This window comes from Vibrio sp. T3Y01 (genome assembly GCF_013114525.1).
In the GTDB taxonomy this organism is placed as follows: domain Bacteria; phylum Pseudomonadota; class Gammaproteobacteria; order Enterobacterales; family Vibrionaceae; genus Vibrio; species Vibrio chagasii_B.
On the sequence record NZ_VTXJ01000025.1, the window covers coordinates 63,971 to 81,705 of the forward strand.

The following is a 17,735-nucleotide window of genomic DNA, read 5'->3' on the forward strand; positions in this document are numbered from 1 at the left end:
CAGCATGTCAGATATTTTATCTTCATTGGCTTATCTAAACGGTAAACCAACTGCGAAAGCAAAACTAAAAGCGAAAGCTGAACACTTTGTCGTTAATGAAGACTTGGGGTTTGAATTTACCGGTGAAGGCGAACATCTCATGGTTCGTATCCGTAAAACGGGTGAGAACACCAGCTTCGTGGCAAATGAGTTGGCTAAAGCTTGTGGTGTTAAGTCGAAAGACGTGAGCTGGGCGGGTTTAAAAGACCGTCACGCAGTAACAGAGCAGTGGTTGAGCGTCCACCTACCGAAAGGCGAGCCTGACTTTTCAGCGTTCTTAGCACAGTACCCAAGCATCGAAATTCTAGCGACAGCACGACATAATAAAAAGTTACGCCCGGGTGATTTAGTTGGCAACCAATTTGAGTTGACCTTGTCTGAAGTAACGGATTGCGATGATGTCGTAAAGCGTTTAGAAAAAGTTGCTCAAGTGGGCGTGCCAAACTACTTTGGTGCTCAGCGTTTTGGTAACGAAGGTAACAACCTGTCGGAAGCTCGTCGTTGGGGCCGTGATAACGTTCGTACTCGTAATCAGAACAAACGTAGCTTGTACCTTTCTGCGGCTCGCTCGTGGATTTACAACCTAATCCTTTCTGACCGTATTGAGCAAGATGTATTTGCCTCGGCATTGGTTGGCGATATCGTAGTTAAAGACAGTGCTCAGCTAACGGTAACGGCTGAAAACCTTGAATCAGTAAAGCAAGATATCGCGAATGGTACTGCATTGGTGACTGTAGCGTTGGCCGGTGATAACGCTTTGCCAACAACAGATGAATCTCAAGTCTTAGAGCAGAAACACCTTGATGCTGAACCGGATTTGATGGCTCTGATTCGTGGTAACCGTATGCGTCACGACCGCCGTGAAGCGTCGCTGAAACCTACTGATCTAACGTGGGAAGTAAGTGAAGATAATGTCACTCTGAAGTTCTCTCTTGATGCAGGCTGCTTTGCGACGGCTATCGTTCGTGAATTGGTTGAAGAAGTACACGTAGAGAGAAGCTACGAGCAGTAATGATTCTGCTTGGCACTAAGTGACTTAATATTGGAATTTAAGTCACTTGGCATTGGAATATGAAGAAAGGATACAGAATGAAGATTTTACTCAGCAACGATGATGGTGTGCATGCTCAAGGTATTCATGAGCTAGCAGATGAATTACGTGATCTTGCTGAAGTTATCATTGTGGCACCTGACCGTAATCGTTCAGGCGCTTCAAATTCATTAACTTTAGAGCAGCCTTTACGTGTTCAAGAGATTGCTGAAAATACTTATTCGGTACAGGGAACACCGACCGATTGTGTGCATTTCGCATTAAATGAACTGTTAAAGGATGATATGCCTGACCTAGTGTTAACGGGCATTAACCATGGTGCAAACTTGGGTGATGACGTGTTGTACTCAGGTACAGTCGCAGCAGCAATGGAAGGACACTTTCTAGGTGTTCAATCGGTGGCATTTTCTCTGGTTGGTAAAAAACATTTTAAGACAGCGGCAGCGATTGCTCGTCGTATTGTCGAACAACATTTAGCAAAACCAATCCCAACCAACCGCTTGTTAAACGTCAATGTGCCGGATCTCGCTATAGAACAGCTATCAGGGACTCAGGTTACTCGCCTTGGCGCACGTCATCATGCTGAAGATATGATTAAGCAAAAAGACCCGCGTGGTCATGATATCTATTGGCTTGGTCCTCCGGGTAAAGAGCAAGATGCTGGAGAAGGGACTGACTTCTATGCGATTGAGCATGGTTATGTATCAGTAACACCATTGCAGGTTGATCTGACGGCGCACGAATCTTTGGGCGCTATGACAACATGGCTAGGGGAGAAGTAAGTGAGTAACCCACAAGCAGAACGCTTAATTACTTTTCTGATTGAAAATGGCATCCGAGACCAAAAAGTACTGGATGCGATTTACCAACTGCCAAGAGAGAGTTTTTTGTCTCAGGCTATGTATCATCAGGCTTATGACAATAATGCGCTGCCTATAGGGCAAGGGCAGACCATCTCACAGCCGTATATTGTTGCTAAAATGACAGAGTTGCTTGAGCTGCAACAAGATAGCCGAGTTTTGGAAATCGGAACCGGTTCTGGCTACCAAACTGCTGTTTTAGCTCAACTTGTTGATCATGTTTATTCGGTTGAAAGAATAAAGTCGCTACAATGGGACGCTAAGCGTCGGCTAAAACAGCTCGATTTTTATAATATTTCAACTAAGCACGGTGATGGTTGGCAAGGGTGGTCTTCTAAAGGGCCTTTTGATGCGATCATCGTAACCGCTGCTGCAGAGTCTATTCCTCAAGCACTTTTGCAACAGCTCAAAGATGGCGGTCGTCTATTGATTCCGGTTGGTGATGACGAACAACAGTTATTGAAGATCGTGCGTCATGGTGATGAGTTTTTGTCGAGTGTCATCGAGATGGTGCGATTTGTACCTCTGGTGCCTGGTGAGCTAGCTTAATAAAAGACTGATGGTGTAGGTGGATAGAGAGTCGATGCGTTCGAAGTTGTTAAAAGGAAGTTCCTTGCTGCTTAGCTGTGCCCTTGTCGGGTGTGCAGCGAATTCGCCTGCGCCAGTTTCAAGCCTAAGTAAAAACTACTCATCGGTGGATCGCGGTAGCTACCGTGGCAGTTACTACGAAGTGAAAAAAGGCGATACGCTTTATTTCATCGCGTATGTCACCAATAAAGATGTACAAGACCTGATTAGCTATAACAAACTTGCGGCCCCTTATACCATCCACCCGGGGCAGAAGCTTAAGTTGTGGCGTCCTAGCTATAACGCGCCAGCCTATGGTAAATCAACGGTTGTAGCCGCAGCAGTCGCTGCTCCTGTTGCCGCGTCCACAGCATCATCGACGGCAAGTAAACCTAAAGTCACCCCGCAACAGAGTAAAAACTCTAAACCTGCGCCAGCTCAAACTACCACCAAAGTGGCGAAAAAAGATCCACCAAAGAAGGTTGAACAATCCAAATCAAAGGAGTATGTTGGGTCTAAAGGTAAACAGAATGTTACACCGTCCACCAAACCAACAAGTGATAAAGTATCCAAATGGTTATGGCCAACAAAGGGGAGAGTAATTAAGAATTTCTCTGTAGGCGAACAAGGAAATAAAGGCATAGACATAGCAGGACAGCGAGGTCAGCCAATAGTATCTACTGCAGGGGGAACGGTTGTTTATTCGGGTAATGCATTACGAGGCTACGGCAATCTAGTGATTGTGAAGCATAATGATAATTACTTAAGTGCATACGCGCATAACGACCGACTATTAGTATCTGAAGGGCAAAGTGTGAAACCAGGGCAGAAGATTGCAACAATGGGAAGCTCTGGAGCCAGCAGTGTTAGGCTGCACTTTGAGATTCGTTACCAAGGTAAATCCGTCAATCCAAAACGATATTTACCTTAAATACAATACCAACTAATCACGTATTGTATTAAGTGACATAGTCATTTAGCGACATATGAAGTTGTAATGTCATGCTAATTTCGCCAGGGGGAGGCGTTATGAGTATAAGCAATGCAGTAACCAAAGAAGAGTTCGATCTTGACCAAGTAACCACGGAATCGGAAATACTTGAGCAAGGGAAGCGAACAGCTACTAAGAAAGCCGAAGTTAAAGAAGAAACTGAAGTTACTTCTAAGAGTTTAGATGCGACGCAACTGTATCTAGGCGAAATCGGTTTCTCACCACTACTAACCGCTGAAGAAGAGGTGCTTTACGCACGTCGAGCTCTACGCGGTGATGAAGCAGCACGCAAACGCATGATCGAAAGTAACCTGCGTTTGGTAGTGAAAATTTCCCGTCGTTATAGCAACCGTGGCTTGGCACTTCTCGATCTAATCGAAGAAGGCAACCTAGGTTTGATTCGCGCCGTAGAGAAATTTGACCCAGAGCGTGGCTTCCGTTTTTCTACTTACGCGACATGGTGGATTCGTCAGACCATAGAGCGTGCCCTGATGAATCAGACTCGCACTATCCGTTTGCCTATTCATGTTGTGAAAGAGCTGAACATCTACCTACGTACTGCAAGAGAACTATCACAAAAGCTTGACCACGAACCAACAGCTGAAGAGATCGCTTCTAAGCTAGATAAGCCGGTTGGTGATGTGAGTAAGATGCTTCGTCTAAACGAAAGAGTGAGCTCTGTAGATACGCCAATTGGTGGTGATGGTGAGAAAGCACTGTTGGATATTATTCCAGACATCAACAATTCTGACCCTGAGGTTTCAACTCAAGACAGTGATATCAAAAACTCACTGATCTTCTGGCTTGATGAACTGAATCCTAAGCAGAAAGAAGTGCTTGCACGTCGATTTGGACTACTAGGTTATGAACCGTCAACGCTAGAAGAAGTTGGCCGTGAAATCAGCCTGACTCGTGAGCGAGTTCGTCAAATCCAAGTTGAAGGTCTGCGTCGCCTACGTGAGATCCTAATCAAGCAAGGTCTGAACATGGAAAACCTGTTCAACGTTGAAAACGACTAAACGATATTTATTGATATCAAAAAAAACGCTGACTTAATGTCAGCGTTTTTAGTTTCTGGTGTCTTAAGTTTCTTAATTTACTAGCCTATGAGCTAGACCACTTTTGACTACAGTAGCTTCTTCAAGCGGTATAACTCTTCTAGTGCCTGGCGTGGTGTTAGATCATCAGGATCCACGTTCGCTAATGCTTGTTCTACTTCACTTGGCTCAGGGATAAGGCTCAGTTGGTTTGCTATATCAACGCCGCTTGGCTTCGATGTAGGAGATTCAATACTCAATGCTTCAAGTTGTGTCAGCTTCGCACGAGCGTTCTTGATCACGGCCTTTGGTACACCAGCTAATCCTGCAACTGCTAAGCCGTAAGATTTACTCGCTGCGCCTTCTTGAACTGCGTGCATAAAGGCGATGCTGTCACCGTGCTCTACTGCGTCTAAGTGAACGTTGGCTAGAGTTGGTATCTGGTTTGGTAGTTCGGTTAGCTCAAAGTAGTGTGTGGCAAACAGTGTCATCGCATTAATTTGATTCGCCAGCCACTCTGCACTTGCCCAAGCTAGAGATAGACCATCGTAAGTACTGGTACCACGGCCGATTTCATCCATCAGCACTAGGCTGTTTGGTGTTGCATTGTGCAGGATATTAGCCGTTTCCGTCATCTCAACCATGAAGGTTGAACGCCCAGACGCTAGATCATCCGATGCACCAATTCGAGTAAAGATACGGTCGATAGAGCCAATGGTTGCGCTTTCAGCTGGTACATAACAACCGATATGCGCCATTAGCGCGATAAGTGCTGTTTGACGCATGTAAGTCGATTTACCACCCATGTTTGGACCTGTGATGATCAGCATCTTACGCTTATCGTTAAGGTCAATTGGGTTAGCAATGAATGGTTCGTCCATCACTTGCTCAACCACTGGGTGACGGCCTGCTTGGATTTGGACGCCAGCGGATTCCGTCATAGTCGGGCGGCAATAATCGAGAGTGTCTGCACGTTCGGCTAAGTTCTGTAAGACATCAAGCTGAGACACAGAAGAGGCGATGTTTTGTAGTCGCTCTAAATGTGGCAGTAGCAAATCAAACAGCTCTTCCCATAACTGCTTCTCGATAGCCAGAGCTTTCGACTTAGAGTTTAGAACTTTGTCTTCGTGCTCTTTTAGCTCGGGAATGATGTAGCGCTCAGCGTTCTTTAGTGTTTGACGACGTACATAGTGTGGCGGCACAAGGTGGCTTTGCCCGCGGCTTACCTGAATAAAGAAACCGTGTACGTTGTTGTAACCCACTTTTAGTGTGTCGATACCATGACGTTCACGCTCTTCTTGTTCGAGTTGGTCAAGGAATTCGGTTGCACCAGCGGCTAGGTTACGCCACTCGTCTAGTTCAGCATTGTAGCCTTCTGCGATTACACCGCCATCGCGGATAACCACGGGCGGGTTCTCTTTGATGGCGCGCTCTAATAGCTCTGAGACCTCATCTAAAGGAGAAGCATACTGAGCTAACTGAGTGAGGTATGGGTGCTTAAGCTGGGTTAGCGTTTCTGCAAGTTCTGGTAGGTATTCCATCGCTTGACGAAGTCGCGCCATATCACGAGGGCGAGCCGAGCGAAGTGCTAATCGAGCCAAAATACGCTCAATGTCACCGATCTGTTTCAGGGTTGGCTGTAGTTCAGTAAATAGCGCTAAATCTTTCATTTCACCAATCGCGTCTAGGCGCTGATCGAGTGCCGAGATATTACGCATTGGTTGATGTAACCAACGCTTAAGCATACGACTACCCATTGCGGTTGCAGTGTGGTCCAGCACTTCAGCAAGGGTGTTGTCTGTTCCACCGCTAAGGTTTTGTGTGATCTCTAGGTTGCGGCGAGTTGCAGCATCAAGGATCACCGAGTGATCTTGCTTGTCCATGGTCAGTGAACGGATATGTGGCAGCGCTGTGCGTTGGGTATCTTTCACATACTGAATAAGACAGCCGGCTGCACACAAGCCAAGCTTCGCGCCTTCAACCCCAAAACCAACAAGGTCACGAGTACCAAACTGTTGGTTCAACTGCTGCTTAGCGGTATCTAGTTCAAATTCCCAGACTGGGCGGCGACGATTACCAGTACGGCTTGCCATTAATTCAACGGGTTCGAAATCTTCAGGGAACAACAACTCACGCGGAGAGGTTCTCTGCAGTTCTGCTGCCATTGCTTCTTCGGTTTCAGGCTCACACAGTTGGAATCGGCCTGAGGTAATGTCTAGCGTCGCGTAACCAAACTTGCCATTGTGGTGGTAGATAGCGGCAATCAAATTGTCGACGCGTTCAGAAAGCAGTGCTTCGTCAGTTACGGTACCTGGTGTCACGATACGCACAACCGCACGTTCTACAGGGCCTTTTGAAAGTGCTGGATTACCAATCTGTTCACAAATTGCTACGGATTCCCCGAGTTGCACTAACTTAGCTAGATACCCCTCAACGGCATGGTATGGGACGCCGGCCATTGGGATTGGCTCACCATTTGAAGAGCCGCGTTTGGTCAGTGAAATATCGAGGAGTTGAGACGCTTTTTTGGCGTCATCGTAGAAAAGCTCGTAGAAATCGCCCATGCGGTAGAACAGCAGAATTTCTGGGTTTTCTGCTTTCAGTTTTAGGTACTGCTGCATCATGGGGGTATGTTTTTGATCGGCTTTCACAGTTAACTTCTTTCGTTTATTTCTATTGCGGCTTAGGATACGTGAAAGCGTTTCGTGCGAAAAGCGGCTGAAGCGAAAAGATGCGTATCCAAATGTTCTAATGGTAAATAAAGGGAAGCTGATAATGCAGATGACTCAAGATCTTAGTGAAAAACTCGGACTGTTGCTTGCAGAGCACAATCAGGTGTTGGTCACCGCCGAGTCTTGTACTGGTGGCGGTGTAGCAAGTGCGGTAACGGATATCGCGGGCAGCTCTGCTTGGTTTGATCGCGCTTTTGTCACGTATAGCAATGAAGCAAAGCAAGAGATGATTGGCGTACAGCTAGAAACCTTAGTGGAATTTGGTGCGGTCAGTGAACCTGTCGTCATAGAAATGGCTAAAGGAGCGCTAGAGCATTCGAACGGAACCATCGCGGTGTCAATTAGTGGTATTGCAGGTCCTGGTGGCGGTACAAAAGAGAAGCCCGTTGGTACGGTATGCTTTGCTTGGAAGGCGCTAAGTGGTTGGAATAAAGTGGAAACGCATGTATTTGCCGGTGACAGATCACAAGTACGCCAACAAGCCACGCACCATGCCCTGCAAGTTATTTATGATTACCTATCAATGGAAGACAAGTAACATTTGTACAAATTATTTTCATACAGGTATAGACACTGTATGAATCAACAGTATAATAAAAGCCAATTAGTCACCCCTATGTGGGTTCGAAATAGATTCTAAATCGCTTGTTTCACGACAACCGATTATCTGGAGATAGTAATGGACGAGAATAAACAAAAAGCGTTAGCCGCAGCCCTTGGTCAGATTGAAAAACAATTTGGTAAAGGCTCTATCATGCGTCTTGGTGACAACCGCACAATGGATGTAGAAACAATTTCTACTGGTTCTCTATCTCTAGATATCGCACTAGGTGCTGGTGGTCTACCGATGGGGCGTATCGTTGAAATCTATGGTCCAGAATCTTCAGGTAAAACAACGCTAACCCTTGAGCTGATTGCTGCAGCACAAAAAGTAGGTAAAACTTGTGCTTTCGTTGATGCTGAGCACGCACTAGACCCAATCTACGCTCAAAAGCTTGGTGTTGATATCGATGCACTTCTTGTTTCTCAACCAGATACTGGTGAACAAGCTCTAGAAATCTGTGATGCGCTAGCGCGTTCTGGTGCTATCGACGTATTGGTTGTCGACTCAGTAGCAGCACTAACACCAAAAGCTGAAATCGAAGGCGAAATGGGCGACAGCCACATGGGTCTTCAAGCTCGTATGCTTTCTCAAGCAATGCGTAAGCTGACTGGTAACCTTAAGCAGTCTAACTGTATGTGTATCTTCATTAACCAAATCCGTATGAAGATTGGTGTAATGTTTGGTAACCCAGAAACAACAACGGGTGGTAACGCACTTAAGTTCTACGCATCTGTTCGTCTTGATATTCGCCGTACTGGCTCTATCAAAGAAGGTGACGAGATCGTTGGTAACGAAACGCGCATTAAGGTTGTTAAGAACAAGATTGCTGCACCGTTTAAACAAGCTGAAACTCAAATCCTATACGGCCAAGGCTTTAACCGCGAAGGTGAGCTGATTGACCTAGGTGTTAAGAACAAGCTAGTTGATAAAGCAGGCGCTTGGTACAGCTACAAAGGCGATAAGATCGGTCAGGGTAAATCGAACTCTTGTAAGTTCCTACGTGAAAACCCAGAGATCGCTCTAGAGCTAGATACTAAACTTCGTGACTTGCTACTGACTCCTGCTGTTTTAGAAGAGAAAGAAGCAGAAAAAGAAGAAGAGAACGAAGAGTTTTAATCTAAATCGTTACTCTTAGCTAAGAACTTGAAGCCTCGCATTGTATGCGGGGCTTTTTTATTGGCTGACACATTCACCGCACTTCTTCAGTTTCTCATTTCGGCGTTCGCTATCTGCAACCCCCTCAAAGCTAAGCCAGTGATTTTTGAGCGACAAGATCATTTATTGCTGTGGTTTGCCTTTGCAGTAAAAGGACTCTAGTAAGGGGTTAATAATGGATGGGTAAATATTGAGGCCGTCTAGCTTCTGTTTGAAGATATTTTGACTCTTTCGATTGTTGGTAAAAACAAAAGCATACATTGAAATGATGTTGTCTCGGAAAGCTGAATTAGTGATACGAATGTAGATATTTTTTACATTGCACTGCGATAGCTCGAGGTGATTGATGTATGAGGTCATTTCGGGGGCAGTGATTGTATTTGATTGGTCATGAACATAAAGCGTGGCACTACCAAACGAATAGGACTGGTAGTTGTCTTTATCTAAAAATGGCGCTCGTTCTTTGTTGTAATGAATGGAGTAGTAGGCGACCAATATGATGCCAAACCACAGGGCACATAAATTTAACGTAAATTGACGAGGAAACTTGGTTTTCGTTTTTTGATTACTGACTGGTTGCTGTAAATCTGGGCTTATCTTTGCGTCATCAATGTTAGTGTCTGCATTTGCCAATTCAAGTTGCACTTCAGCCTCAGCGAACGGCTTAATTTCTTCAATTTGCAGAGCTTGTTGCTTTGGTGAAATCACCAATAAGTAACCTTGCTTACTGATTGTTTTGAGCTCGAGCTCGTTAGTGTCTAATTTTTTGAATACTTTACGAATATAACTAATGGTGTTGGTTAGAGATTGATCGGTAACCAATACACCTTGCCAACACTCTTCAAATAACTCCTCTCGCGAAACGCATCTATCTTGGTGCTTTAACAAGTACAACAGAACCTTGAATGGTAGAGGGCGCATGCTGACCGTGATATCCACTGGATGGTGAGTCAGCGTCCTTATCTCAGTATCAATAGTGACGGAATCGGTGATATTACGCGTTTGATTCATGGGCTCAGTAATTTAAATGGAGTTCATTTTGGCGGGCGGTACTTTAAGCATAGGAGTGCTGTCTGTAACTGTAAAATCTCATTGGTTATATAAAGATTACATTTAGCTATGTGGTTATGTTTTTGTTTGGCAATGGTTTGTGGTGGAAGCGATGGCTGGTTGCTAACGTAATGCCGCCTCGAGCTTGGGTGATAGCTTGACTTCTAATCGTTGTTTTAAAGGTAATTAGGATGCCAGAAATTAAACAGAAAAACTCTCAATCGGTGAATCAGCTGTTGCAAGAGTATAAGGACGCCACTTCCATAGAGTCCTTTCAACTGGATGTCGTTCAGTCTCTTACTAAGATTTTTGCCGATAAAGATAAGAGTATTGAACACTGCGACAAGGTGACCTTACTAAAGGTTGCTCAGCAGCATATTGATCAAGAAATTGATTTCTCTCTTTCTGTTGGTTTCGACGATGCGGTTCCTATCCTCAATCAAATACGAAAAGTAATCGAAGCTGCCTAAGCGTTGAATTTGCGCCCGAGGGTTAATAAACGTTTTTACTGACTGCGCAGGTGCAAATTATGAATGACATATAGATAAGAGATGTTCGATTTGAATGTCTTTAGATAATAGCAACACAGTCAGCTAGAACAGCCATTTTAAGAATTACATTGAAAGGAATAAACATGAACACAGTGACATTTATGGGCGATAAAATCGCACTAGCAGGTGACTTCCCACAAAAAGGTGAAGTACTTACTACACCAGCAATGACATCGGTATCGCTAGCACCACTAACGATTTCAGAAAAACAAGCTGATTTTAAACTGATCTACTTGTTCCCAAGCGTTGATACACCAGTATGTTCAAGCAGTACTAAGGTGATCTCTGAACTAGCAGAGCTAAAATCAGAGTCAGTAGATGTATACACGGTTTCAACCGATCTGCCATTTGCGCTTGCTCGTTACCAAGAGAGCGAAGGTGTGGAAGGTGTGGAGCAGCTATCGGTATTCAAAAATCCAGAGCTATTAAAAGCATTCGGTACACAGTTTGAAGAGCATGCACTATCTGGCTTGTCAGCTCGTGCCGTTATTCTACTAGATGCGAACAACGTAGTGTTGCACAGCGAACTGGTTTCGGAAGTGACTGAAGAGCCAAACTACAACGCTATTGTTGAAGCTCTAAAAGCTTAATCATAGCGAGAGGCCTTGGTGAATTTTGGGCACCAAGGCTTGACCGTTAATTACGCGAAACTTTATTGATTACAATATTTTGCTGAACCTTAGCAGGTTTCAGTCTACGCTTATAATTCCGATGCTTGCTGTGGATGATAGGCAAGTAAGTAAAGAATAGAATTAAATAAGATACAAGGTGTCACGCATTGATAAAATCTAAGCCTGCAATTTTTGTCATGATTTCAGCGTTAGGTGCATTGATTCTGGCAATTGTATTACTCATTCAACCTATCTCTTTAAGAGGTAGCCAGTGGGCGTGTAACCTCAAACATTTGGGCTTTGTTACGCCGTCGTATGCGCGGTACTCTGAGTTGAATGAATTTATGCTGTACTCATTTAGTTCTGACGAAGATTTTTTTGTCAGCGATAGGATTCAAACCGTGAATCAGCAGGGGGCAGTCGAAACGGCAGAGGTAGTGTTTGTCGGAAAATACACATTGCAAGATAATCATTTAGAGATGGTATTTAATGAAGTGAACTTCAGACATAAACACCCGAATGACATGATCAATCGTAATCAGGCGCTGTATAAGGGTTTTACGATTCAATATGATATTGAATTGGAAGATGATTTTCTTTATCTGTTCTCTGCCAATAATAGTGAAGAGTTCAATCATATCTGCACTAAGCGCTAGCCTTCCATAATCAGTAATACCCAGTGCGTTCTCTTACTTATCAGAGTTGATTGAAGCCTCCTCCATAAACATTCATCACACCGGTTTTCTTCATATCTACTTGGTACAACCTAGTGGAATATTCTTCATTTTCGCTAATTCCAACTAAAATCCTACCCAAGGGCGTCTTTTCTACAAGAAAACTAGTCGAAGCCTTAACCATGATCTACAATACGGCAAAATTCTAACTCGACTATTTTCAGGAAGAGCTGCATGTACATGAGCACTGATGAGGTTCGCAACGCGTTCCTTAAGTTCTTTGAGAGCAAAGGACACCAAATCGTAGACAGTTCATCGTTAGTTCCACATAACGATCCAACCCTGCTATTCACTAACGCAGGTATGAACCAATTCAAAGATTGTTTCTTAGGCGCCGAGAAGCGTGCCTACACTCGAGCGACTACGGCTCAACGTTGTGTACGTGCTGGCGGTAAACACAATGACCTTGAAAACGTAGGTTTCACGGCTCGTCACCACACATTCTTTGAAATGCTTGGTAACTTCAGCTTTGGTGACTACTTCAAAGAGGACGCGATTGCGTTTGCTTGGGAATTCCTAACAGAAACTCTACAACTGCCAAAAGATCGTCTATTGGTAACGGTATACGAGACAGATGACGAAGCATTCGATATCTGGAACAAGAAAGTAGGTGTACCTGCTGACCGTATCGTTCGCATTGGCGACAAAGAAGGCGGTAAACAGTTCGAGTCTGACAACTTCTGGACAATGGGTGACACAGGTCCTTGTGGTCCATGTACTGAGATTTTCTACGATCACGGTGAACACATTTGGGGCGGCCGTCCAGGCACTCCTGAAGAAGATGGTGACCGTTTCATCGAGATCTGGAACAACGTATTCATGCAGTTCAACCGTCACGCAGACGGCACAATGGAACCGCTACCTAAGCCTGCTGTTGATACAGGTATGGGTATTGAGCGTATCTCTGCAATCATGCAAGGCGTACACTCAAACTACGAAATCGATGTATTCCAAAAGCTAATCAAAGCAACGGCTGAAACGATCGGTTACGAAGACCTATCAAACCAGTCGCTACGCGTTATCGCTGACCACATCCGTTCTTGTTCATTCCTGATCGCTGATGGCGTTATGCCTTCAAACGAAGGTCGTGGTTACGTTCTACGTCGTATTATCCGTCGTGCAGTTCGTCACGGTAACAAGCTAGGTGCACAAGGCGTATTCTTCCACAAACTTGTGGGTGTACTAGCTGAAGTGATGGGTTCTGCAGCAGACGAGCTGAAGACGCAACAAGAGCTTGTTGAAAAAGTACTTCGTATCGAAGAAGAGAACTTTGGTCGCACACTAGAGCGCGGCATGGTTATCCTGAACGAAGCACTAGACGCTCTTGAAGGCAAAGAGCTAGACGGTGAAACAGTATTCAAACTTTACGATACCTACGGCTTCCCAGCTGATTTAACTAACGACGTAGCTCGTGAGCGTGACTTCACCATTGATGAAGAAGGCTTCGAGAAGGCGATGGAAGTTCAGCGTCAGCGTGCACGTGAAGCAGGCCAATTCGGTACTGACTACAACGCGACGATTAAAGTGGAAACTAACACTGAGTTCTGTGGCTACACAGGTACAGAAGGTGCTGGTGAGATCTCTGCACTGTTCGTTGAAGGCGAAGAGGTTGCTTCTCTGTCTGCGGGCGATAAAGCAATCATCATCCTTGAGGAAACCCCATTCTACGCGGAATCAGGCGGTCAATGTGGTGATACCGGTACGCTAAAAACTGCGTCTGGTCTTTTCAAAGTTGAAGACACTCAAAAGCTAGGTAACGCATTTGCACACCACGGTGAGCTAGTTGAAGGTGTGTTCGCGAAAGGCGATAAAGTAGAAGCAACAGTAGACGCTGAGCGTCGTGCTGCTATCTCACTAAACCACTCTGCAACTCACTTACTTCATGCTGCACTGCGCGAAGTGCTTGGTGAGCACGTTGCTCAGAAAGGTTCTTTGGTTAAGCCAGACAACCTACGTTTTGATTTCTCTAACCTTGAAGCGGTAACACCGGCACAGATTAAAGAAGTAGAGCGTTTGGTTAACGCACAAGTTCGTAAGAACCATGCAATTGAAACCAACATCATGGACATCGAGTCAGCGAAAGAAAAAGGTGCAATGGCACTGTTTGGCGAGAAGTACGATGATGAAGTTCGCGTTCTGTCTATGGGCGATTTCTCTACTGAGCTTTGTGGTGGTATTCACGCTTCAAACACAGGTGATATTGGTCTATTCAAGATCACTTCTGAAGGTGGTATCGCAGCGGGTATTCGTCGTATCGAAGCGGTAACGGGTGAAGCTGCACTAGATGCAGTAGAAGCTCAAGCTAACGCTTACGAAGAGAAACTGGCTGAGTCAGCTAAGAAAGCGAAATCTCTAGAGAAAGAAATCCAACTACTTAAAGAAAAGATGGCTGCAGCAGAAAGTGCAAACATCATGGGCAAAGTAGAAGAGATCTCTGGTACTAAGGTACTGGTTGCTGCTATTGAAGGTGCAGACAACAAGAACCTACGTACTATGGTTGATAATGCTAAAAACCAAGTGGGTAGCGGCATCATCCTGATCGCTAACGTAGCAGACGGTAAAGTTGGCTTGATTGCTGGTGTAACTAAAGACCTTATCGGCAAAGTAAAAGCTGGTGATCTCGTTAAGATGGTTGCTGAGCAAGTTGGCGGTAAAGGTGGCGGTCGTCCAGATATGGCTCAAGCGGGCGGTACTGACGTTGAAGCACTACCTGAAGCGCTTAAATCTGTACGTACTTGGCTAGAAGAGCGTCTTTAAGCTTAAGTAATTGACACAAAGATGCCCAATCAGTTGATTGGGCATCTTTTATTTTGCCTATTGGAAGAGTGTCTCAACCAGGTTTGATTGAGATTAACCAAGAAGTTTAATGTCAGCGTTACACTTCTTGGTTAATTTTTTATTGCTTCGCCATGACGCGGAGCGTGTGTTTTTTTGTCATATATAGACATTGGTCTTGGGAAGGTGAGGACGGGTGAAAATGCCTCTTATCGTGCAGAAGTTTGGCGGAACGTCGGTGGGTTCAATAGAAAGAATCCAACATGTAGCAGAGAAAATCATTGAAGCGAAAAATGAAGGCAATCAGGTTGTGGTTGTGGTCTCTGCTATGTCAGGTGAAACGAATCGGTTGGTTAACTTAGCCACTCAAATTGATAGCGTACCAAATGCTAGAGAATTGGATGTGTTGTTAACGGCTGGAGAACAAGTTTCCATGGCACTGTTGGCGATGACGCTGCACAAGTTAGGTTATGAAGCGACATCGATGACGGGCTATCAAGCTGGGATTCACACCGATTCTAATCATAACAATGCGACGATCGAGCGTATTGATACTACTCCTATTCAAACCTTGTTAGACGACAATCAGATTGTGATTGTGGCTGGCTTTCAAGGTATGAACGCTAAAGGCGACATTACGACATTAGGCCGTGGTGGTTCCGATACCACAGCGGTTGCGTTAGCTGGCGCCCTTCAAGCTAAAGAGTGCCAGATCTATACTGATGTCGATGGCGTTTACTCGTGTGATCCTCGCGTTGTGAAACATTCGAAGAAGTTAGATACCTTAGACTTTCCATCGATGGAAGAGATGGCTCGTTGTGGTGCTAAGGTATTGCACCTTCCGTGCGTGCAGTACGCGTGGCAACACAATGTGCCATTGCGAGTACTTTCAAGCTTTGAAGAAGGCGAGGGTACATTGATTGCTGGCGACCAGTGTTTGAATGATATTTCTGGCCTCGCTATACAAAGAGATATGGTGCGTATCGAGTGTTTGAATGAGGACCTAGATTCTTTCTTATCGCATTGCCAACTGTTAGGAATTGAAGTCTGTAGTGTGATCGAGGGAACAGAACGGGCAGCACTCATTATTAAACAAGACATAAGTGCCAAATTAAAACTAGTTTTTGATGAGAAAATCCGTAATAGTGAACAGGTTAGTTTGTTAACTGTGGTAGGAAGCCGAACACAAGAAATTGTGGTCAGTTCACATGGATTGTTGTCTGAAGGCGAAATTGATGTACAGCATCACTTATTGCAGCAGCAGTCTTTAACTTTGGTGATATCACCAACGCAAGTCGATACGGCTGCTAACATATTACATAATGCATACATCGTAGCGCGTGAAAAGCAGGGTTATCCCCAAAAAGAAGTGCATTTTGGTTAAATAAACTCAATCGATAGTTTACGAAAATATAACTTTTGTTGGATAATGCTCTCGTAGCTAGATAAATTTAGAGATTACTCAAGGAGCAAAGAATGCTAATTTTGACTCGCCGCGTTGGCGAAACACTGATGATTGGTGATGAAGTAACAGTTACTGTACTAGGTGTTAAAGGTAACCAAGTACGTATTGGTGTTAACGCACCTAAAGAAGTATCTGTTCACCGTGAAGAGATCTACATGCGCATTCAAGCTGAAAAAGGTAATGGTAACGTTGCATCTGGCAACTACTAATACTTTGCGTAGAGAAGAGGCTAGCATTACTGCTAGCCTTTTTTGATCTTGAGGAATGGTAATTCGATGTCGAAATATTGGTTCATCGGATAACGTGTTTGTTTTGATTTTACAGAATGAATACTTCACCAAGTTAGATGCTATTGGTAATTGCTGGGTGTGATAGCGGACGGTGAAATTTCTTTGCCACACTTCAAGATTTATTGGCTTCCCCTATAGCGCAAATACGCATCCCGTAGTATTGTTCATCCAGCGGTAGCACTTGCTGCTGGAGAAATCAGATAATTGTTTTTAGCGGTTTATTATTGCCAATCTTTCGCCTTAATTTTTAAGGGAAAAAGCGCGCTTTTGATGTTATAAGTTCAAATTGCAAGCGCTTTGATTAAATAGCAAACGGTTGAGTGTTTTTGTCCAATTTTTTTCAATAAAGTGTTTGACATATTTTCGGTAAAACGTAATATGTGCCTCCGCAAGACGGTGAGGTGGCCGAGAGGCCGAAGGCGCTCCCCTGCTAAGGGAGTATGTGGTTTGTAGCTGCATCGAGGGTTCGAATCCCTCCCTCACCGCCATTTCTTGCGAGTCTAAAGTTAGCAGCTTAGACAATGTAAATGTGCGTCCTTAGCTCAGCTGGATAGAGTACCTGGCTACGAACCAGGCGGTCGGAGGTTCGAATCCTCCAGGACGCGCCATTCTCTCTTCTCTTACTTGTAAGTGATGTGAGAATAATGAATTAGGTGAGGTGGCCGAGTGGCCGAAGGCGCTCCCCTGCTAAGGGAGTATGTGGTTTGTAGCTGCATCGAGGGTTCGAATCCCTCCCTCACCGCCATTCATTACAGGCCGATGGCCTTTTTTTTTCTTCGTAGCAAGAAGAATGTGATATATTTCACAACTTCATTCTTAATGAATGAACACCGTGCGTCCTTAGCTCAGCTGGATAGAGTACCTGGCTACGAACCAGGCGGTCGGAGGTTCGAATCCTCCAGGACGCGCCACTATTTAAGGGTCTGTTGATCCTTGTATTGACTAAGTTGATACTAAAACCGTGCGCTCTTAGCTCAGCTGGATAGAGTACCTGGCTACGAACCAGGCGGTCGGAGGTTCGAATCCTCCAGAGCGCGCCACTATTTAGGGTTTAGTTCTGATAAGAATGTGAATCCTGATATTGATAAATCGTTCATCGAGAATTAATATCAAAACCGTGCGTCCTTAGCTCAGCTGGATAGAGTACCTGGCTACGAACCAGGCGGTCGGAGGTTCGAATCCTCCAGGACGCGCCACTATTTAGGGTTTCCTTGTGAACTCCT

15 protein-coding genes and 6 tRNA genes are annotated in these 17,735 nt (G+C 44.7%); 19 read left to right on the top strand and 2 right to left on the bottom strand.

What is annotated here, in order from left to right; translation table 11 throughout:
• Positions 1-4 precede the first annotated feature (4 nt).
• The 5 genes from truD to rpoS all read left to right on the top strand — a co-directional run bounded on the left by truD (position 5) and on the right by rpoS (position 4,527).
• Positions 5-1,051, top strand: a complete 1,047-nt coding sequence (truD, locus tag F0232_RS21275) for a tRNA pseudouridine(13) synthase TruD (protein ID WP_105057596.1) — start codon at positions 5-7, stop codon at positions 1,049-1,051.
• A 77-nt stretch (positions 1,052-1,128) separates the two neighbouring features.
• On the top strand, positions 1,129-1,872 hold the full coding sequence (surE, locus tag F0232_RS21280; protein ID WP_105057595.1) for a 5'/3'-nucleotidase SurE: 744 nt from the start codon (positions 1,129-1,131) through the stop codon (positions 1,870-1,872).
• Entirely contained in the window at positions 1,873-2,499 is a 627-nt protein-coding gene (locus tag F0232_RS21285) for a protein-L-isoaspartate(D-aspartate) O-methyltransferase (RefSeq protein WP_105025545.1), read from the top strand.
• A gap of 34 nt (positions 2,500-2,533) precedes the next feature.
• Positions 2,534-3,448, top strand: coding sequence for a murein hydrolase activator NlpD (gene nlpD / locus F0232_RS21290; protein ID WP_105057594.1), 915 nt, complete (start codon positions 2,534-2,536; stop codon positions 3,446-3,448).
• A 98-nt stretch (positions 3,449-3,546) separates the two neighbouring features.
• Positions 3,547-4,527 carry an RNA polymerase sigma factor RpoS gene (gene rpoS / locus F0232_RS21295; protein ID WP_008221135.1) on the top strand — a complete coding sequence of 327 codons (981 nt, stop codon included), beginning with the start codon at positions 3,547-3,549 and terminating at the stop codon, positions 4,525-4,527.
• A 107-nt stretch (positions 4,528-4,634) separates the two neighbouring features.
• Here rpoS and mutS read toward each other — a convergent pair whose 3' ends face one another.
• On the bottom strand, positions 4,635-7,196 hold the full coding sequence (gene mutS, locus F0232_RS21300) for a DNA mismatch repair protein MutS (RefSeq protein ID WP_105057593.1): 2,562 nt from the start codon (positions 7,194-7,196) through the stop codon (positions 4,635-4,637).
• Positions 7,197-7,320: 124 nt separating this feature from the next.
• Between mutS and pncC the strand changes: the two genes are divergently transcribed.
• Both pncC and recA read left to right on the top strand, forming a co-directional pair.
• Positions 7,321-7,815: a nicotinamide-nucleotide amidase gene (pncC, locus tag F0232_RS21305; protein ID WP_105057592.1), complete on the top strand. Its 495-nt coding sequence runs from the start codon at positions 7,321-7,323 to the stop codon at positions 7,813-7,815.
• Between the two features lie 141 nt (positions 7,816-7,956).
• Positions 7,957-8,997 carry a recombinase RecA gene (gene recA, locus F0232_RS21310; protein ID WP_061032452.1) on the top strand — a complete coding sequence of 347 codons (1,041 nt, stop codon included), beginning with the start codon at positions 7,957-7,959 and terminating at the stop codon, positions 8,995-8,997.
• A 162-nt stretch (positions 8,998-9,159) separates the two neighbouring features.
• Here recA and F0232_RS21315 read toward each other — a convergent pair whose 3' ends face one another.
• Positions 9,160-10,047 carry a winged helix-turn-helix domain-containing protein gene (locus F0232_RS21315; RefSeq protein ID WP_105057591.1) on the bottom strand — a complete coding sequence of 296 codons (888 nt, stop codon included), beginning with the start codon at positions 10,045-10,047 and terminating at the stop codon, positions 9,160-9,162.
• Positions 10,048-10,277: 230 nt separating this feature from the next.
• Here F0232_RS21315 and F0232_RS21320 point away from each other — a divergent pair, with 230 nt between their 5' ends.
• From F0232_RS21320 to F0232_RS21375, 12 genes are all read left to right on the top strand, one after another.
• A complete protein-coding gene (locus tag F0232_RS21320; protein WP_105057590.1) occupies positions 10,278-10,556 on the top strand; it encodes a hypothetical protein in 279 nt (92 codons plus the stop codon).
• A gap of 164 nt (positions 10,557-10,720) precedes the next feature.
• Positions 10,721-11,227 carry a thiol peroxidase gene (tpx, locus tag F0232_RS21325; protein ID WP_102423635.1) on the top strand — a complete coding sequence of 169 codons (507 nt, stop codon included), beginning with the start codon at positions 10,721-10,723 and terminating at the stop codon, positions 11,225-11,227.
• Positions 11,228-11,415: 188 nt separating this feature from the next.
• The gene (locus F0232_RS21330; RefSeq protein ID WP_102423636.1) at positions 11,416-11,904 is read left to right on the top strand and encodes a hypothetical protein; all 489 of its coding nucleotides are present in this window, start codon (positions 11,416-11,418) and stop codon (positions 11,902-11,904) included.
• 252 nt (positions 11,905-12,156) lie between these two features.
• Positions 12,157-14,739: an alanine--tRNA ligase gene (gene alaS / locus F0232_RS21335; RefSeq protein WP_105057589.1), complete on the top strand. Its 2,583-nt coding sequence runs from the start codon at positions 12,157-12,159 to the stop codon at positions 14,737-14,739.
• Between the two features lie 220 nt (positions 14,740-14,959).
• Entirely contained in the window at positions 14,960-16,141 is a 1,182-nt protein-coding gene (locus tag F0232_RS21340) for an aspartate kinase (protein WP_105057588.1), read from the top strand.
• Positions 16,142-16,233: 92 nt separating this feature from the next.
• The gene (gene csrA / locus F0232_RS21345; RefSeq protein WP_004415691.1) at positions 16,234-16,431 is read left to right on the top strand and encodes a carbon storage regulator CsrA; all 198 of its coding nucleotides are present in this window, start codon (positions 16,234-16,236) and stop codon (positions 16,429-16,431) included.
• Between the two features lie 476 nt (positions 16,432-16,907).
• Positions 16,908-17,000: transfer RNA gene (locus F0232_RS21350), tRNA-Ser, on the top strand.
• Between the two features lie 43 nt (positions 17,001-17,043).
• Positions 17,044-17,120: transfer RNA gene (locus F0232_RS21355), tRNA-Arg, on the top strand.
• 44 nt (positions 17,121-17,164) lie between these two features.
• Positions 17,165-17,257 (top strand) — tRNA-Ser (locus tag F0232_RS21360).
• Between the two features lie 89 nt (positions 17,258-17,346).
• Positions 17,347-17,423: transfer RNA gene (locus tag F0232_RS21365), tRNA-Arg, on the top strand.
• A gap of 52 nt (positions 17,424-17,475) precedes the next feature.
• Positions 17,476-17,552: transfer RNA gene (locus tag F0232_RS21370), tRNA-Arg, on the top strand.
• Positions 17,553-17,631: 79 nt separating this feature from the next.
• Positions 17,632-17,708, top strand: a tRNA-Arg gene (locus tag F0232_RS21375).
• Positions 17,709-17,735: the final 27 nt, after the last annotated feature.

Bases quoted from the DNA above. Each gene is read 5' to 3' on its own strand.
- rpoS (WP_008221135.1), top strand. From the start codon at position 3,547: ATGAGTATAAGCAATGCAGTAACCAAAGAAGAGTTCGATCTTGACCAA.
- csrA (WP_004415691.1), top strand. From the start codon at position 16,234: ATGCTAATTTTGACTCGCCGCGTTGGCGAAACACTGATGATTGGTGAT.
- alaS (WP_105057589.1), top strand. From the start codon at position 12,157: ATGTACATGAGCACTGATGAGGTTCGCAACGCGTTCCTTAAGTTCTTT.
- pncC (WP_105057592.1), top strand. From the start codon at position 7,321: ATGCAGATGACTCAAGATCTTAGTGAAAAACTCGGACTGTTGCTTGCA.
- F0232_RS21315 (WP_105057591.1), bottom strand. From the start codon at position 10,047: ATGAATCAAACGCGTAATATCACCGATTCCGTCACTATTGATACTGAG.
- truD (WP_105057596.1), top strand. From the start codon at position 5: ATGTCAGATATTTTATCTTCATTGGCTTATCTAAACGGTAAACCAACT.
- F0232_RS21340 (WP_105057588.1), top strand. From the start codon at position 14,960: ATGCCTCTTATCGTGCAGAAGTTTGGCGGAACGTCGGTGGGTTCAATA.
- F0232_RS21320 (WP_105057590.1), top strand. From the start codon at position 10,278: ATGCCAGAAATTAAACAGAAAAACTCTCAATCGGTGAATCAGCTGTTG.
- tpx (WP_102423635.1), top strand. From the start codon at position 10,721: ATGAACACAGTGACATTTATGGGCGATAAAATCGCACTAGCAGGTGAC.
- surE (WP_105057595.1), top strand. From the start codon at position 1,129: ATGAAGATTTTACTCAGCAACGATGATGGTGTGCATGCTCAAGGTATT.
- nlpD (WP_105057594.1), top strand. From the start codon at position 2,534: ATGCGTTCGAAGTTGTTAAAAGGAAGTTCCTTGCTGCTTAGCTGTGCC.
- recA (WP_061032452.1), top strand. From the start codon at position 7,957: ATGGACGAGAATAAACAAAAAGCGTTAGCCGCAGCCCTTGGTCAGATT.